The sequence below is a fragment of the Pseudomonas sp. F2 genome, from assembly GCF_057174385.1.
In genome coordinates this window covers 381833-397521 of sequence record NZ_CM169904.1, presented here as the reverse complement: position 1 = coordinate 397521, position 15689 = coordinate 381833, and the positions used below count along the sequence as shown (strand labels likewise).

Annotated in this window: 13 protein-coding genes; 5 read left to right on the top strand and 8 right to left on the bottom strand. The window is 59.9% G+C overall.

The window, feature by feature from the left end:
* Positions 1-50: 50 nt before the first annotated feature.
* The 4 genes from nirB to cobA are packed head-to-tail and all read left to right on the top strand — an operon-like array spanning position 51 to position 6332.
* The gene (gene nirB, locus AC193Q_RS01845; protein WP_095667088.1) at positions 51-2504 is read left to right on the top strand and encodes a nitrite reductase large subunit NirB; all 2454 of its coding nucleotides are present in this window, start codon (positions 51-53) and stop codon (positions 2502-2504) included.
* Entirely contained in the window at positions 2501-2818 is a 318-nt protein-coding gene (gene nirD / locus AC193Q_RS01840; protein WP_041067740.1) for a nitrite reductase small subunit NirD, read from the top strand. Before nirB ends, nirD begins: the two co-directional genes overlap by 4 nt.
* On the top strand, positions 2818-5532 hold the full coding sequence (locus tag AC193Q_RS01835; RefSeq protein WP_121184496.1) for a nitrate reductase: 2715 nt from the start codon (positions 2818-2820) through the stop codon (positions 5530-5532). Before nirD ends, AC193Q_RS01835 begins: the two co-directional genes overlap by 1 nt.
* Before the next feature lie 11 nt (positions 5533-5543).
* A complete protein-coding gene (gene cobA, locus AC193Q_RS01830) occupies positions 5544-6332 on the top strand; it encodes a uroporphyrinogen-III C-methyltransferase (RefSeq protein WP_121184494.1) in 789 nt (262 codons plus the stop codon).
* Positions 6333-6402: 70 nt separating this feature from the next.
* On the opposite strand, the gene AC193Q_RS01825 is transcribed toward cobA, so the two are convergent.
* The 8 genes from AC193Q_RS01825 to ppsA form a co-directional block, all read right to left on the bottom strand.
* Positions 6403-7452: an OmpA family protein gene (locus AC193Q_RS01825; protein ID WP_027613290.1), complete on the bottom strand. Its 1050-nt coding sequence runs from the start codon at positions 7450-7452 to the stop codon at positions 6403-6405.
* A 107-nt stretch (positions 7453-7559) separates the two neighbouring features.
* Positions 7560-8150 carry an RNA polymerase sigma factor SigX gene (gene sigX / locus AC193Q_RS01820; RefSeq protein ID WP_011333251.1) on the bottom strand — a complete coding sequence of 197 codons (591 nt, stop codon included), beginning with the start codon at positions 8148-8150 and terminating at the stop codon, positions 7560-7562.
* An 87-nt stretch (positions 8151-8237) separates the two neighbouring features.
* Positions 8238-9062, bottom strand: coding sequence for a mechanosensitive ion channel family protein (locus tag AC193Q_RS01815; RefSeq protein WP_007916401.1), 825 nt, complete (start codon positions 9060-9062; stop codon positions 8238-8240).
* 2 nt (positions 9063-9064) lie between these two features.
* Positions 9065-9313: a hypothetical protein gene (locus AC193Q_RS01810; RefSeq protein WP_003223293.1), complete on the bottom strand. Its 249-nt coding sequence runs from the start codon at positions 9311-9313 to the stop codon at positions 9065-9067.
* 63 nt (positions 9314-9376) lie between these two features.
* Positions 9377-10372: a zinc transporter ZntB gene (locus AC193Q_RS01805; RefSeq protein ID WP_121184492.1), complete on the bottom strand. Its 996-nt coding sequence runs from the start codon at positions 10370-10372 to the stop codon at positions 9377-9379.
* A 22-nt stretch (positions 10373-10394) separates the two neighbouring features.
* The gene (gene rraA, locus AC193Q_RS01800) at positions 10395-10886 is read right to left on the bottom strand and encodes a ribonuclease E activity regulator RraA (protein ID WP_041067666.1); all 492 of its coding nucleotides are present in this window, start codon (positions 10884-10886) and stop codon (positions 10395-10397) included.
* Between the two features lie 226 nt (positions 10887-11112).
* Complete coding sequence (locus AC193Q_RS01795; protein WP_041067663.1) at positions 11113-12102, bottom strand: alpha/beta fold hydrolase; 990 nt, start codon at positions 12100-12102, stop codon at positions 11113-11115.
* A gap of 182 nt (positions 12103-12284) precedes the next feature.
* The gene (gene ppsA / locus AC193Q_RS01790; RefSeq protein WP_041067660.1) at positions 12285-14660 is read right to left on the bottom strand and encodes a phosphoenolpyruvate synthase; all 2376 of its coding nucleotides are present in this window, start codon (positions 14658-14660) and stop codon (positions 12285-12287) included.
* 174 nt (positions 14661-14834) lie between these two features.
* Between ppsA and ppsR the strand changes: the two genes are divergently transcribed.
* Positions 14835-15653, top strand: coding sequence for a posphoenolpyruvate synthetase regulatory kinase/phosphorylase PpsR (gene ppsR, locus AC193Q_RS01785; RefSeq protein WP_007960912.1), 819 nt, complete (start codon positions 14835-14837; stop codon positions 15651-15653).
* Positions 15654-15689 lie beyond the last annotated feature (36 nt).

Genomic DNA, 15689 nt, shown 5'->3' with positions numbered 1-15689 from the left:
CACGGCCTGACTGCCCACAAGAGGCCAGCCACCGCTCCCCGGAGAACCTGATGAAAAAACTCAAACTGGTGATGATCGGCAATGGCATGGCCGGGGTTCGCACCCTGGAAGAACTGCTCAAGCTGAGCAACGAGCTGTACGACATCACGGTCTTCGGTGCCGAACCGCACACCAACTACAACCGCATCCTGCTGTCGCCGGTGCTGGCCGGTGAGCAGACCTTCGAAGAGATCGTGCTCAACGACCTCGACTGGTACCTGGAAAACCACATCAAGTTGCTGCTCAACCGCAAGGTGGTGCAGATCGACCGGGTCAAACGCCGGGTGATCGCCGAAGACGGCACTGAAGCCGAATATGATCGCCTGCTGATTGCCACTGGTTCGACACCGTTCATCCTGCCGATTCCGGGCAATGACTTGCAGGGTGTGATCGGTTACCGCGACATCGCCGACACCCAGGCCATGATCGACACCGCCAGAACCCACAAGCACGCGGTGGTCATCGGCGGCGGCCTGCTTGGCCTCGAAGCCGCCAACGGCCTGATGCTGCGCGGCATGCACGTCACGGTGGTGCACATCGGCGAATGGCTGCTGGAGCGGCAACTGGACAAGACCAGCGGGCAACTGCTGCAAAGCGCCCTCGAAGCCCGTGGCCTGCACTTTCGTCTGTGCGAGCAGACCCAGGCCCTGCACGACGCGGGCAATGGCCGGGTCGGCTCGGTGCAGTTCAAGAACGGCGAGATCATCCCTGCCGATCTTGTAGTGATGGCGGCCGGCATCCGCCCCAACACCGAACTGGCGGAACGCGCCGGCATCCCGTGCAATCGCGGGATTCTGGTCAACGACACCCTGCAAACCTACGATCCGCGCATCTATGCCATTGGCGAGTGCGCCAGCCATCGCGGCATCGCGTATGGCCTGGTGGCGCCGCTGTTCGAACAGGCCAAGGTGTGCGCCAACCATCTCGCGCAACTGGGTTTCGCCCGGTATCAGGGTTCGGTCACCTCGACCAAATTGAAAGTCACCGGCATCGACCTGTTTTCCGCCGGCGATTTCATGGGCGGCGAAGGCACCGAAACCATCACCCTCTCCGACCCGATCGGCGGCGTGTACAAAAAACTGGTGATCAAGGATGACGTGCTGGTCGGCGCCTGTCTGTACGGCGATACGGCAGATGGCGGTTGGTATTTCCGACAGATTCGTGAGAATCACGCCATCGGCGAGATCCGCGATCACCTGATGTTTGGTGAAAATTCTATCGGCGACGTAGGACATCAGGGCCAGGACAAAGCCATGGCCATGGCCGACACCGCCGAAGTCTGCGGCTGCAATGGCGTGTGCAAGGGCACCATCGTCAAGGCGATTCAGGAACACGGTCTGTTCAGCGTCGATGAAGTGAAGAAGCACACCAAAGCTGCAAGCTCGTGCGGCTCCTGCGCCGGGCTGGTCGAGCAGATCCTGATCAACACCGTCGGCGGCGCGGCGGACGTCAAACCGAAAAGCGAAAAAGCCATCTGCGGTTGCAGCGACCTCAACCACGGACAGATCCGCCAGGCGATCCGCGAACAGCATCTGCTGACCATCGCCGGCACCATGAGCTACCTCAACTGGCGCACCCCGAATGGCTGCGCCACCTGCCGTCCGGCGCTGAACTACTACCTGATTTCCACCTGGCCCGGCGAAGCCAAGGACGATCCGCAATCGCGCCTGATCAACGAACGCGCCCACGCCAACATTCAGAAGGACGGCACCTATTCGGTGGTGCCACGGATGTGGGGCGGCGTGACCAACCCTTCGGAACTGCGCCGGATTGCCGACGTGGCGGACAAATACAACGTACCCATGGTCAAGGTCACCGGCGGTCAGCGCATCGACCTGCTGGGGATCAAGAAACAGGACTTGCCCGGCGTCTGGAAGGACCTCGACATGCCCTCCGGCCACGCCTACGGCAAATCCATCCGCACCGTGAAAACCTGCGTCGGCAGCGAGTTCTGCCGTTTCGGCACGCAGAATTCGACGCAGCTGGGCATCGAGCTGGAACACGACCTCTTCAACATGTGGTCACCGCACAAAGTGAAACTCGCTGTCTCCGGATGCCCACGCAACTGCTCGGAAGCGGGGATCAAGGACGTAGGAATCATCGGCGTCGACTCCGGTTGGGAGATGTACATCGGCGGCAACGGCGGGATCAAGACCGAAGTCGCCGAGTTCTTCGTCAAGCTGAAAACCGCCGAGGAAGTCCGCGAATACAACGGCGCGTTTCTGCAGCTGTACCGCGAAGAAGCCTTCTACCTCGAACGTACCGTGCACTACCTGCAACGGGTCGGCATGGAGCACATCAAGAAAGCCGTGCTGGAAGACCCCGAGCGTCGCAAAGCCCTGAATGAGCGCCTGCAGTTCTCCCTGTCGTTCGAACAAGACCCGTGGAAAGAGCGCCTCGCGCAGCCGCAACTGAAGAAAGAATTCGACGTGATCCCCGTGAAAAACCTGGAGGTGTCGGCATGAACTGGCTCGATATCTGTGCCCTTGAAGAGATCAATGCCCTTGGTTCGCGAATCATTGCCGGACCGAAAGGCGACATCGCGATTTTTCGGACGAGTGATGATGAAGTTTTCGCCCTCGACGACCGCTGCCCGCACAAGGGCGGTCCGCTGTCACAAGGTTTGATCTACGGCAAACGCGTGGCCTGCCCGCTGCACAACTGGCAAATCGACCTGCAAACCGGCGAGGCCCAGGCTCCGGACATCGGCTGCGCGCACCATCATCCGGCCCGGGTCGAAAACGGCCGCGTGCAATTGGCCCTGCGGGAAGCGGTCTGATGAACCGCCAGACGACCGCCTCGACCTGCTGCTACTGCGGCGTCGGCTGCGGCGTGCTGATCGAGCATGACGGCGAGCGCATTCTCGGCGTCAGCGGCGATCCGGCGCATCCGGCCAACTTCGGCAAACTGTGCAGCAAAGGCTCGACCCTGCACTTGACCGGCGATCTGGCTGCCCGGGCGCTGTACCCGGAGCTGCGCTTGGGCAAAGGCCTGGCGCGCAGCCGTTGCGACTGGGACACGGCGCTGGATCACGCGACCCAGGTTTTTGCCGAGACCATCGCCGAACACGGCCCGGACAGCGTGGCGTTTTACATTTCCGGGCAGTTGCTGACCGAGGACTATTACGCCTTCAACAAATTGGCACGAGCACTGGTCGGCACCAACAACATCGACAGCAATTCCCGGCTGTGCATGTCGTCGGCAGTGGTCGGTTACAAGCGCAGCCTCGGCGCCGATGCGCCGCCGTGCAGCTACGAAGACCTGGAACTGAGCGATTGCGTGATGATCGCCGGCAGTAACATGGCCTACGCCCATCCAGTCCTATTCCGACGCCTGGAAGAGGCAAAATCGCGCCGGCCGCAGATGAAGGTCATCGTCATCGATCCCCGGCGTACCGACACCTGTGAGCTGGCGGACCTGCATCTGGCGATTCTGCCCGGCACCGATGTCGCGCTGTTCCATGGGATTTTGCATTTGCTGCTGTGGGAAGACCGGATCGACCGCGACTTCATCCAGGCGCACACCGACGGCTTGCCTGAGCTGAAAAATCTGGTGCGCGACTACACCCCGCAAATGGTTGCGCAACTCTGCGGGATCAGTGTCGAGCAATTGCAGCAGTGCGCCGAATGGGTGGGCACCGCGCCAAGCTTCCTGTCGCTGTGGTGCATGGGCCTGAATCAGTCCACCGCTGGCAGCGCAAAAAACAGCGCGCTGATCAATCTGCACCTGGCCACCGGGCAAATCGGCCGCCCGGGTGCAGGACCTTTCTCTTTGACCGGTCAGCCAAATGCCATGGGCGGGCGGGAAACCGGCAGCCTGTCCAATTTGCTGCCCGGTCATCGTGAAGCGGCCAATCCCGAGCATCGCGACGAAGTGGCAGCCTGTTGGGGTGTCGATCAACTGCCTCAAACCAGTGGCCTCAGCGCTATCGAGCTGTTCCAGCGGATGCGCAGCGGCCAGATCAAGGCGCTGTGGATTGCCTGCACCAATCCCGCACAGTCCATGCCTGATCAGCAGGCGGTGCGCGAGGCGCTGCAGACCTGCCCGTTCGTGGTGTTGCAGGAAGCCTTCCGCACCACCGAAACCGCCGCCTTCGCCGACCTGTTGTTACCCGCTGCCAGTTGGGGCGAGAAAGAAGGTTCGGTGACCAACTCCGAACGGCGCATTTCCCACGTACGACAGGCCATTCTCCCACCGGGCGAAGCACGGCCGGACTGGGCGATCACCGTGGATTTCGCACAGCGGCTGGAGAAACGTCTGCGCCCACTTCAGCCGAGCCTGTTTGCTTTCGAACAGCCGGCGCAGTTGTTCGACGAATATAAACAACTGACCCGTGGACGGGATCTGGACTTGTCGGGCCTCAGCCATCAATTGATCGATGAACTGGGACCGCAGCAATGGCCCTTCCCCGCCGGCGCCCGGCAAGGCACGGCACGCTTGTATGGCGACGGGATTTTTCCCACGGCTAACGGTCGTGCGCAGTTCGTCGCCGATCCCTATCGCGCCGCCAAAGAACAACGCGATGCACGGTTCCCACTGACGCTGATCACCGGCCGGCTGCGCGATCAATGGCACGGCATGAGCCGCACCGGCACGGCGGCGCAATTGTTCGGGCATGTCAGCGAAGCCGTGTTAAGCCTGCACCCGGACGAGCTACGCCGGCAACGCTTGCAGCCGGGGGATCTGGTCAACCTGAAGAGTCGGCGCGGTGCCGTTATCGTCGCGGTCGCCAGCGATGACAGCGTGCGCCCCGGCCAGGCGTTTCTGCCGATGCATTGGGGCGACCGGTTTCTCAAGGGCGGGGTCAACAGTCTGACCTTGCCGGCCTTCGATCCTCTGTCGAAGCAGCCCGAACTCAAACACAGCGCCGTGCGTCTGGAAGCGGTAAATCTGCCATGGCACTTGTTCGCCCTGATCGAGGGCGATGTTCAACGGCATTTCGAGACGCTACGCCCCCTCTGCGAGGCGTTTTCCTACGTGAGCCTCAGCCTTGTCGGACGTGAGCGGCCCGCGCTGCTGATACGCGCTGCCAGCGTCACGCCGCCAGAGCCGCAACGGCTGCGCGATATCGACCAGTGTCTGGCGCTGCTTGACGGTCCAGTACTGGCCTACGACGACCCGCGTCGCGCCATTGGTAAACGGGTACGCATCGAAAACGGCCGAATCACCGCAATCCGCCTCGCGGGCGAAACCCTGGCTCAGCACTGGCTGCAAGGCTTGTGGCTGGAGGGTCGCGCCGATGAACAACTGCGCCGCTGGCTTCTGGCGCCGATGAGTGCACCACCCGGCAATGCCGGCGTTCAGGCCAATTCGGGCAAAACCCTGTGCAACTGCAAAAACGTCAGCCACAGCGCGGTGTGTGCCGGAATTCGCCAGGGCCTGGATCTGCAAGGTCTCAAACAACAACTGGGGTGCGGCACGCAATGCGGCTCGTGTGTCCCCGAAATCAAGCGTTTGCTGGCCGCTGATTTGCAGCCGGTATCGGTCATCTGAAGGAAAACACCATGAATGCAAAAGTCTGGCTGGTGGGCGCAGGCCCCGGTGATCCCGAGTTACTGACGCTCAAAGCGGTACGCGCGTTGCGCGAAGCAGAGGTGGTGTTGATTGACGATCTGGTCAACGACGCCGTGCTGGAGCATTGCCCTACGGCGCGAATCATTGCCGTGGGCAAGCGCGGTGGCTGCCGCTCGACGCCGCAGGCCTTCATCCACCGGCTGATGCTGCGTTATGCCCGCCAGGGCCAATGCGTGGTGCGGCTCAAGGGCGGTGACCCGTGCATTTTCGGCCGTGGTGGTGAGGAGGCGCAGTGGTTGCGCGAACGCGGGGTTGAGGTCGAGCTGGTCAACGGCATTACCGCCGGACTTGCTGGCGCGACACAGTGCGATATTCCGCTGACGTTGCGTGGCGTGGCGCGCGGGGTGACGCTGGTCACCGCGCATACTCAGGACGATAGCCAATTGAACTGGCAGGCGCTCGCGCAAGGCGGGACGACACTGGTGATCTACATGGGGGTGGCCAAACTGGACGAGATCCGCGATCAACTGCTGGCCGGCGGGATGGCGGCGGATATGCCAGTGGCGATGATCGAGAATGCCTCTCTGCCAGTACAGCGCGAGTGCCGCAGTGATCTGATGAGCATGGGTAACGACGCCTGCAGGTTTGGACTGAAGAGCCCGGCCATTCTGGTCATTGGCGCGGTGGCCGCAGTTGTTGAAAATCAAAGGAGCGCAGCCTTCGGCAGCGCCTACAGGAGCAGACCCCGTGCAGGAGCTACCGCAGGTTGCGATCTGTAGCGCTTCAACGCCAAATCGCAGGCAAAGAAAAGCCCGGCCTGAGCCGGGCTTTTCTCGTAGCGGCAGCTAATTACTTAGCTTGAGCTTCAACCTGCGCTTCTACGCGACGGTTAACAGCACGGCCAGCTTCAGTTTTGTTGTCAGCAACTGGGCGGGATTCGCCGTAGCCGATCGACTGAACGCGGGACGACTCAACACCGTACTGCTGGGTCAGAACTTGCTTAACGGCGTTTGCACGACGCTCGGACAGTTTCTGGTTGTAAGCGTCAGGACCGACGGAGTCAGTGTGACCTTCAACAGTGGTGTGAGTGGCTGGGTACTGCTTCATGAAGTCAGCCAGGTTCTTGATGTCAGCGTAGCTGTTTGGCTTGACGACCGACTTGTCGAAGTCGAATTTCACGTCCAGCTCTACACGAACAACTTCAGCAACTGCTGGGCAGCCATCAGCGTCAACAGTTACGTTGGCTGGGGTGTCCGGGCACTTGTCAACGTTGTCGCAAACGCCGTCGTTGTCGCTGTCGGAGCAGACTTCAGCCGGAGCTGGAACTGGAGCAGCAGCTGGCTTGCCGCCGCCACCGAAGTTCACACCCAGACCAACCGATGGAGCGTAGTCCCAACGGCCGTTGTCCAGTTTGTAGTCAGCTTCTACGCCAGCACGGGCGAAGAAGTTTTCGGCGAAGTAGTACTTAACGCCAGCGCCAGCAGTCAGGAAAGTCGACTGGTCGCGACCGGTGTGGCCGTCAGCAGCTACGTTGGTCAGGTTGCCGTGCTTAACGCCACCTTCAACGTATGGACGCAGAGCGTCGCCAGCGTTGTTGAAGTGGTATTGAGCGGTCAGACCGAAGTTGTCACCACGCAGTTTCTGGCTGCCGGTACCGTCGTTCGAACGGGTGTGGTTGTTACGATCCCAGCCGAAGTTGATCGAGACGTCATCGGTCAGGAAGTAACCGATTTTGGCGCCTGGGTTGAAGCCGTCTTCGACATGATCAATGCTGTCGTTGTACTGCTTCTTGTAGTTGATCTCGCCTTCAACTGCGCCTTGGCCTTGTGCCAGTGCGCCGAACGAAGTAGCGGCAATAAGAGAACCAATGGCCAAGCCCAAGGTGTTTTTCAGTTTCATCCGTTAAATCCCCATCTGGTGATTGTGAAGCAGTCCCGCAAACCGGGGGACAACTCGGCGGCAAGTCTATCAGAACTTGCCTACACGTAAGAGATATTTGCGCTGAACTAAGTTTCAGCAATGCCTGCAAATTTCTCACGCAATTTGTCTAGAGCACGTTTATACCGCATTTTTGTCGCACTCAAACCCATGTGCATGATGTCTGCGATCTCCTGAAACTCCAGCTCTGCGACAAATCGTAGCACCAGAATTTCACGGTCAATCGGGTTCACATACACCAGCCAGCGATCGAGTCCGCCCTTCTCCTCGGGTTTCGGCGCCTTTTCTTCCGACGCTTCTTCCAGCGGGTCCAGACTCAAGGCGTCCATCAAGCGACGCTTTCGCCGTTCCTTCCGATACTGCGTGATGCATTCGTTATACGTGATGCTGTAGAGCCAGGTTTTGAACTTCGATTTCCCCTCGAAGTTCTTCAGGCCATACAACACCTTAAGCATCACTTCCTGACAGACATCGTCTGCGTCGCGATCGTTCCCAAGATATCTCGCACAAACGTTAAATAATGTTCTCTGGTAACGCCGCATCAGCTCTTCATAGGCGCGCGTCACGTGAAACAGCTCGGTATGCGAGCGCGCGACCAGCTCCTCATCAGAGAGCTCACGGGGGTCGTAGCGCGTGGATAGCGTTTGGGCTTTATTCAAAACAAGTCGTGCCGACAGTCAGGTCAATGTCCGCCGCACCCCTCTCAGGGCATTTTGCGGCGGCATACATTAGCAGGGTTTGCCGGGTTAGCGGCTACTCACATGCTGTTCCAGCAGGATCCGATTGGAAAGTGAGACTAGCTCACCCTCATCGGTCAGCAATGTGGTTTTAACCGTGCCGATCTCTTCGATCTGGCCTTCGACCTCACCAACACGCACTTGTTGCCCAACCTGGTACAACTCACGCACATAGATTCCCGCAAGAATCTGACCGGCAATTTCCCGGCTTCCCAACCCCATGGCCAGCGCTACGGCCAGACCAACGGTAATCAATACGATGACGATCACATGGTTCAGCAGGTCGGTCTTGACCTCAAGTTGACTGATCGCGACCGAGATGCTGATGATGATCACCAGTCCCTGGGCAATGCGGCCCAAACCCGAAGCGTAGTCCAGCCCTACGCCTTCTGCCGCCCCGCGCACGAGGCCATTGGCCAATTGCGCGAGCAAAACACCCACCAGCAACACCAGCGCGGCGCCGAAAACTTTCGGCAAATACAACGCCAGCATGTCCAGCGTAGCTGAAACTCGCTCAAGTCCAAGGGACTCTGCTGCAGAAACCAGAAAAATCAGCAGAACGAACCAATAAACGATCTTGCCGATCAAGGTCGAGATCGGCACTTGCAGGCCGGCTCGCGACATCAATTTGGTCAGACCGGTGCCGCCCATCAGGCGATCAAGGCCCAGCTTGGCCAGCAGCTTGGACAGCAAGGTATCGAGCAACTTGGCCACCACGAAGCCCAACAGCAGCACGACCAGTGCGCCGAACAGGTTCGGGATGAAATTGGCGACTTTGGTCCACAACGCAGTCATTGCAGTGACGAGGCTCTGAGTCCAGAGATCAAGTTCCATATTCAATCAGCCTTATCAGCAGTGCGTGCAGTAGTTTTACGAAGACGGGAAACCGGCGAAACGTGGGCCGATCCGTTATTCAGGGCGATCATCAGCGCGGGCAACCAGCGGCCCAGCAGGCTGAACAGATCACCGGCGCCTACCTGGCGGTTGGCGGTTTTGAGTACGCGACCCAGGCAGGCATCGTCGTCGCGGCTGGACGGCGAAGCGTTGAGCATGTCGCGCAAAGACTGTTCAAACGGATCGTGCATACGCACCTCTCGTGATGTCTGTGAAAGACGCGGGCAAATTTGGTCGGGTCACATGTTGCATATTCACACCCAGCGCAAACGGCGGAATAACCACCATTGACCGAAGGCCATCGCCAGCACTGTCAGACAGGCAATCAGGAAACCATAAGGGCTGCTCGAGAACGGAATGCCGCCCACGTTGATACCCAAAAGACCGGTGAGAAAACTCATCGGCAAAAAGATGCAGGTGATGATGCCGAAGCGGTACATCGTGCGATTCATGCGCACGTTCAAACGCCGGTCCTCGGCCTCCAGCACAAGCCCCATGCGCTCTCGGGTCAGTTCCAGCTCTTCGAGATAGCGGGTCAGGCTGTTGTTCAATTCGTTCCAGTAGTCGGCATCATCATCGACAAACCATGGCAGTTTTATCCGCGTCAGTTGTCCGAAAATATCCCGCTGCGGCGCCAGAAAACGTTTCAATCCGGCCGCCCGGCGACGGATGTGCAAAATCGAGCCATGTTCGGGGGTATACCGTTCGTCGGCATCCAGCTTTTCTTCCTCTTCATCGACCAGCTCCGACAGGCAGGTGACCAGATCCTGCACCTTGTGGGTGAGGAATTGCGCCAGATACAGGATCAGTTCAGAAGAGGTTTTCGGGCCTTTGCCTTCGCTCAACAGCGCCAGCAGTTCATCGGTGGCACGCAACGGGCGCAGACGCAGCGAGATGACGCGCTGGGCGGAGGCGAAAATCCGCACCGAGACCATGTCTTCCGGCTCGGCCCCCGGGTTGAGGTTGACCCCGCGCAGAAACAGCAGCAACTCGGCATCCGGCAACGGCAGGAGGCGCGGCCGAGTGTTCTCTTCCAGCAGCAGGTCGCAGGCGAATTCATTCAGGCCGCTGGATTTGCGCAGCCAGGTCTGGGTTTGCGGATGACTGCGATCCCAATGCAGCCACAGGCTCTCATGGGCCTGCAGTTGCAGATCGTCGAGCTCAGTCCGGGCAATCGAACGCGCACCGCCTTTACCGTCCAGCACCAGGGCATGCACCAGCCCCCACTGCGCGTTTTCTTCCTCGAACATCCGCATCCCTTTGTCGAAAACTTTATTCAGGCATCTGCAGCGGGCTCGGCGAAACGATCACGCCGTTGTTGTCCGCATAGATGTAATGGCCCGGATGGAACGTCACGCCGGCGAAAGTCACTGCTACGTTGAGATCGCCGATGCCACGTTTTTCGGTCTTCATCGGATGGCTGGCCAACGCCTGAACGCCGAGATCGGTCTGGGCAATAACGTCGACGTCACGGATGCAACCGTAGATGACCATCCCTTCCCAGCCGTTTTTCGCGGCTTTCTCGGCGATCATGTCGCCCAGCAGCGCGCGACGCAGCGAACCGCCGCCATCGACCACCAGCACCTTGCCGTTACCCTTGAGTTCGGCTTGCTCCTTGACCAGCGAGTTGTCTTCGAAACATTTGATGGTCACGATTTCGCCGCCGAAGGAATCACGGCCGCCGAAATTGCTGAACATCGGTTCCAGCACCTGTACCAGCTCCGGATAGGCGTCGCACAGGTCAGGCGTGAGGTAATGGTTCATCGAAAAACTCCTGTAAAAAGGAAGACGATCAAGGATGTCGCACTCTGTTGAAACGAGTCCCGGCGGTCGCTGTTTACCTTAGTTCATGCCATGGTCGCTGAACGAACCTGAACAAACGCTGAAACGTAATAGCTAAACACCCACCAAATATGACCAGAATCGCACAATGCGTCATATCTTAGCCGCAAGCCGACCTGAACGAAATGCCCTTTTCAGAGCCCCGGACTCAGACCGCAGCGGCAAGATCCGGCTTGTCGCCGAGCAACGGCGTCTGCTGATCGCTCAACCAGCGCGCCACCAGTGGCCAGACCTCGGCCTGCGCCGCTTTGCTCACCAGCATCTCGACATGCCCGAAGTTGTCGCTGAAGCCCTGCTCGCGCCCCAGATTGACGAACTGTTTGTGCTCGGAGCCGATCTGCTCGAACAGTTTGCGACAGGCCCACGCCGGATCCTGGTGATCCCCCGCTGCCGTCACGGCCAGCACCGGCACCTGCACCTCGGCAAGTCCCGCCCACCAATCCTTGTCCTTGTCGCCAAACCGCCCGAACAGGCCGTACCAGCGCATGCTTTCCAGCGCCAGACCGATGGGTTCGTCTTCCGGTCCGCGCTTGAGGCGTGAGCCCGACAACTGCGCGAAGCGCTTGAGAATGAAGCGCCCGCTCCACTCCACTGGCGGGATCTTCAACGGCCAGTAAGTGCGGCTGACCTGCGTGCCGAAAAACGCCGCCGAGGCCACCGCCGGCTCGCCGAGGTATTCGCCACCGAGCGCCGCCGCCAGGGTAATGCCACCCAGCGAATGGCCGATCCAGTGCGGGACCTGCCCGCTCTGCTCACGGACGAACGCGGCAATCGCCGGCAGATCGTAACGGGCGTAGTCGGCCACACGGTTGCGCCGGTAATCCTCGTTGCGCTGCGACAGGCCGTGACCGCGCATTTCCGGGATCCACACGTCGAAGCCCAGACGCGTCAGGTAAGCGCCCAGGCCCAGGCCTTTGGGGGAAAACCAGAAGCGCCGGTTGGAAAAACTGCCATGCAGCAAAATCACCGGCACGCCGCGCGGCGCCGTGTCATCCGCCATGCCCAAGCGGGTCACGGCGATTTCCACGGACCAGTCGGGACTGTTGCCGGGTTTGAGTCGATACACATCTTCGCTCAGATCACCGCGACGTTCGGCGCTGATCAGGGCGACAGGAAACAGGTTGCTGCTGCTTTGCATAATGCTCTTGCACAAAAAAGGGCGGCATCTACAGGAGCCCGCCCTACTCAAATCTCAAACCCGCCTCCTGTGGGAGCGAGCCTGCTCACGAAAGCGGAGTGTCAGCCAACATCACTGATGAATGTTGCTCCGTCTTCGCGAGCAGGCGCGCTCCCACAAGGGAACGGGCCGTTCACATCTGCTTACGCCTGCGCTTGGCCTTCAGCGAGGAAGAACCAGGTTTCCAGTACGGAGTCCGGGTTCAGCGACACGCTTTCGATGCCCTGCTCCATCAGCCATTTGGCCAGGTCCGGGTGATCCGAAGGGCCCTGACCGCAAATGCCGATGTACTTGCCGGCCTTGTTGCACGCGGCAATCGCGTTGGCCAGCAGCTTCTTCACCGCTGGATTACGCTCGTCGAACAGGTGCGCGATGATCCCGGAGTCACGGTCCAGGCCCAGGGTCAGCTGGGTCAGGTCGTTGGAACCGATGGAGAAACCGTCAAAGAATTCGAGGAATTCTTCAGCGAGAATCGCGTTGGATGGCAGTTCGCACATCATGATCACGCGCAGGCCGTTGTCGCCACGGGCCAGGCCGTTTTCGGCGAGCAGATCGACCACCTGGCTGGCTTCGCCCAGGGTACGGACGAACGGCACCATGATTTCGACGTTGGTCAGGCCCATCTCGTTGCGCACGCGTTTCAGCGCGCGGCATTCGAGTTCGAAGCAGTCACGGAACGATTCGCTGATGTAACGCGAAGCGCCACGGAAGCCGAGCATCGGGTTTTCTTCTTCCGGCTCGTACAGCTTGCCGCCGATCAGGTTGGCGTACTCATTGGACTTGAAGTCCGACAGACGCACGATGACCTTCTTCGGCCAGAACGCGGCCGCGAGGGTGCTGATGCCTTCCACCAGTTTTTCGACGTAGAAACCGACCGGATCGTGGTAACCGGCGATGCGCTTGTCGACGCTGTCCTTGATTTCCTGCGGCAGGCCGTCGTAGTTCAACAGCGCTTTCGGGTGTACGCCGATCATGCGGTTGATGATGAACTCCAGACGCGCCAGACCGACACCGGCGTTCGGCAACTGCGCGAAGTCGAAGGCGCGGTCCGGGTTGCCGACGTTCATCATGATTTTGAACGGCAGCTCCGGCATGGCGTCCACGGAGTTTTTCTTGACGTCGAAGCCCAGTTCGCCTTCGAAGATGTAACCGGTGTCGCCTTCGGCGCAGGACACGGTCACGCCCTGGCCATCCTTCAGCAGCTGGGTGGCGTTGCCGCAACCCACCACCGCCGGAATCCCCAGTTCACGGGCGATGATCGCCGCGTGACAGGTACGGCCGCCACGGTTGGTGACGATGGCGCTGGCGCGCTTCATCACCGGTTCCCAGTCCGGGTCGGTCATGTCGGAGACCAGCACGTCACCGGCCTGGACTTTGTCCATTTCCGAGACGTCCTTGATGATCCGCACCTTACCGGCGCCGATGCGCTGGCCAATGGCACGACCTTCCACCAGCACAGTGCCGGTTTCTTTCAGCAGGTAACGTTCCATGACGTTGGCCTGGGTGCGGCTTTTCACGGTTTCCGGGCGGGCCTGCACGATGTACAGCTTGCCGTCGTCACCGTCCTTGGCCCACTCGATGTCCATCGGGCAGCCGTAGTGCTTCTCGATGATCATCGCCTGCTTGGCCAGCTCGCTGACTTCAGCGTCGGTCAGGCAGAAACGTGCGCGCTCAGCCTTGTCGACATCGACGGTCTTCACCGAACGACCGGCCTTGGCCTCGTCGCCGTAGATCATTTTGATGGCTTTGCTGCCCAGGTTGCGACGCAGGATCGCCGGGCGACCGGCCTCCAGCGTGCCTTTGTGCACGTAGAACTCATCCGGGTTGACCGCGCCTTGGACGACGGTTTCGCCCAGACCGTAGGCGCCGGTGATGAACACCACGTCACGGAAACCGGATTCGGTATCGAGGGTGAACATCACGCCGGCGGTGCCGGTTTCCGAACGCACCATGCGCTGCACGCCAGCCGACAGGGCGACCAGTTTGTGGTCGAAGCCCTGGTGCACGCGGTAGGAGATGGCGCGGTCGTTGAACAGCGAAGCGAACACCTCTTTGGCGGCGCGGATAACGTTTTCCACGCCACGGATGTTCAGGAAGGTTTCCTGCTGACCGGCGAACGAGGCGTCCGGCAAGTCTTCGGCGGTGGCGGAAGAGCGCACGGCCACGGCCACGTCAGGGTTACCGGCCGACAGCGCGGCGAACGCGGTGCGGATCTCGGTATTCAGTTTTTCGGGGAATTCGGCTTCCATGATCCATTGACGGATCTGTGCACCGGTCTTGGCCAGCGCGTTGACATCATCGACGTCCAGGGCGTCGAGAGCCTTGTGGATCTGGTCGTTGAGGCCGCTCAGTTCGAGAAAGTCGCGATAGGCCTGCGCGGTGGTGGCAAAGCCGCCGGGGACCGACACACCGGCACCTGCCAGGTTGCTGATCATCTCGCCCAGGGATGCGTTCTTGCCCCCCACATGCTCAACATCGTGTTTGCCGAGCTTATCGAGGGAAACTACGTACTCTACCAAGGTGATCTCTCCACTAACTGTGTTGGAAAAGCTCAGAAACCGGCAGCTCGGGGGAGCGTTGGCCGGCTGTATGGCCTGGACCTGGAAAATAAGTGAGAATGCGGGCCAATGGCGGCCGGCAAATCGCGCCTATCATATCCAAGAATGCTCATTAGCTTAAGGCCCAAGGTGCAAATGAAACGATCTGCTTTCTTTATCTCCGATGGCACCGGCATTACCGCCGAAACCCTGGGTCAAAGCCTTCTGGCGCAGTTCGAAAACATTACCTTCACCAAGCTCACGCGGCCGTATATCGACAACGCGGACAAAGCGCGGGCCATGGTACAACAAATCAACAAAGCCGCTGAAACCGACGGCTTTCGCCCGATCATCTTCGACACCATCGTCAATCAGGACATCCGTGAGATTCTCGCAACGTCCAATGGTTTCATGATCGACATTTTCTCGACCTTCCTCGCCCCGCTCGAACAGGAGCTGACCGAACATTCCTCCTACACCGTCGGCAAGTCGCATTCGATCGGCCACAACTCCAATTACATGGAGCGCATCGAAGCGGTGAACTTCGCTCTCGACAACGATGACGGCGCACGCACCCACTATTACGACAAGGCCGACCTGATACTAGTGGGCGTGTCGCGATGTGGTAAGACGCCGACGTGCCTGTACATGGCGATGCAATTCGGCATCCGAGCGGCCAACTACCCGTTGACCGAAGACGACATGGAGCGCCTGACCCTGCCAACCGCCCTGCGCGCCCATCAGCACAAGCTGTTCGGCTTGACCATCGACCCCGATCGCCTCACCGCGATCCGTAACGAGCGCAAGCCCAACAGTCGTTATTCGAGCTACGCCCAGTGCGAATTCGAAGTGCGCGAAGTGGAAAACCTGTTCCGCCGCGAAAACATCCCGCACATCAACTCCACGCATTTTTCGGTGGAAGAGATTTCGGCGAAGATTCTGGTGGAGAAAGGTGTGGAGCGGCGTTTCAAATAGATTTGCGGCGTCTGCTTTGGCGCCTTCGCGGGCAAG

What these genes read in the sequence shown, in the direction of transcription:
- AC193Q_RS01795 (WP_041067663.1), bottom strand. Translation starts at nt 12,102, where the DNA reads ATGCAAAGCAGCAGCAACCTGTTTCCTGTCGCCCTGATCAGCGCCGAA.
- AC193Q_RS01810 (WP_003223293.1), bottom strand. Translation starts at nt 9,313, where the DNA reads ATGCACGATCCGTTTGAACAGTCTTTGCGCGACATGCTCAACGCTTCG.
- rraA (WP_041067666.1), bottom strand. Translation starts at nt 10,886, where the DNA reads ATGAACCATTACCTCACGCCTGACCTGTGCGACGCCTATCCGGAGCTG.
- AC193Q_RS01815 (WP_007916401.1), bottom strand. Translation starts at nt 9,062, where the DNA reads ATGGAACTTGATCTCTGGACTCAGAGCCTCGTCACTGCAATGACTGCG.
- AC193Q_RS01835 (WP_121184496.1), top strand. Translation starts at nt 2,818, where the DNA reads ATGAACCGCCAGACGACCGCCTCGACCTGCTGCTACTGCGGCGTCGGC.
- ppsR (WP_007960912.1), top strand. Translation starts at nt 14,835, where the DNA reads ATGAAACGATCTGCTTTCTTTATCTCCGATGGCACCGGCATTACCGCC.
- AC193Q_RS01805 (WP_121184492.1), bottom strand. Translation starts at nt 10,372, where the DNA reads ATGTTCGAGGAAGAAAACGCGCAGTGGGGGCTGGTGCATGCCCTGGTG.
- nirB (WP_095667088.1), top strand. Translation starts at nt 51, where the DNA reads ATGAAAAAACTCAAACTGGTGATGATCGGCAATGGCATGGCCGGGGTT.
- nirD (WP_041067740.1), top strand. Translation starts at nt 2,501, where the DNA reads ATGAACTGGCTCGATATCTGTGCCCTTGAAGAGATCAATGCCCTTGGT.
- cobA (WP_121184494.1), top strand. Translation starts at nt 5,544, where the DNA reads ATGAATGCAAAAGTCTGGCTGGTGGGCGCAGGCCCCGGTGATCCCGAG.
- AC193Q_RS01825 (WP_027613290.1), bottom strand. Translation starts at nt 7,452, where the DNA reads ATGAAACTGAAAAACACCTTGGGCTTGGCCATTGGTTCTCTTATTGCC.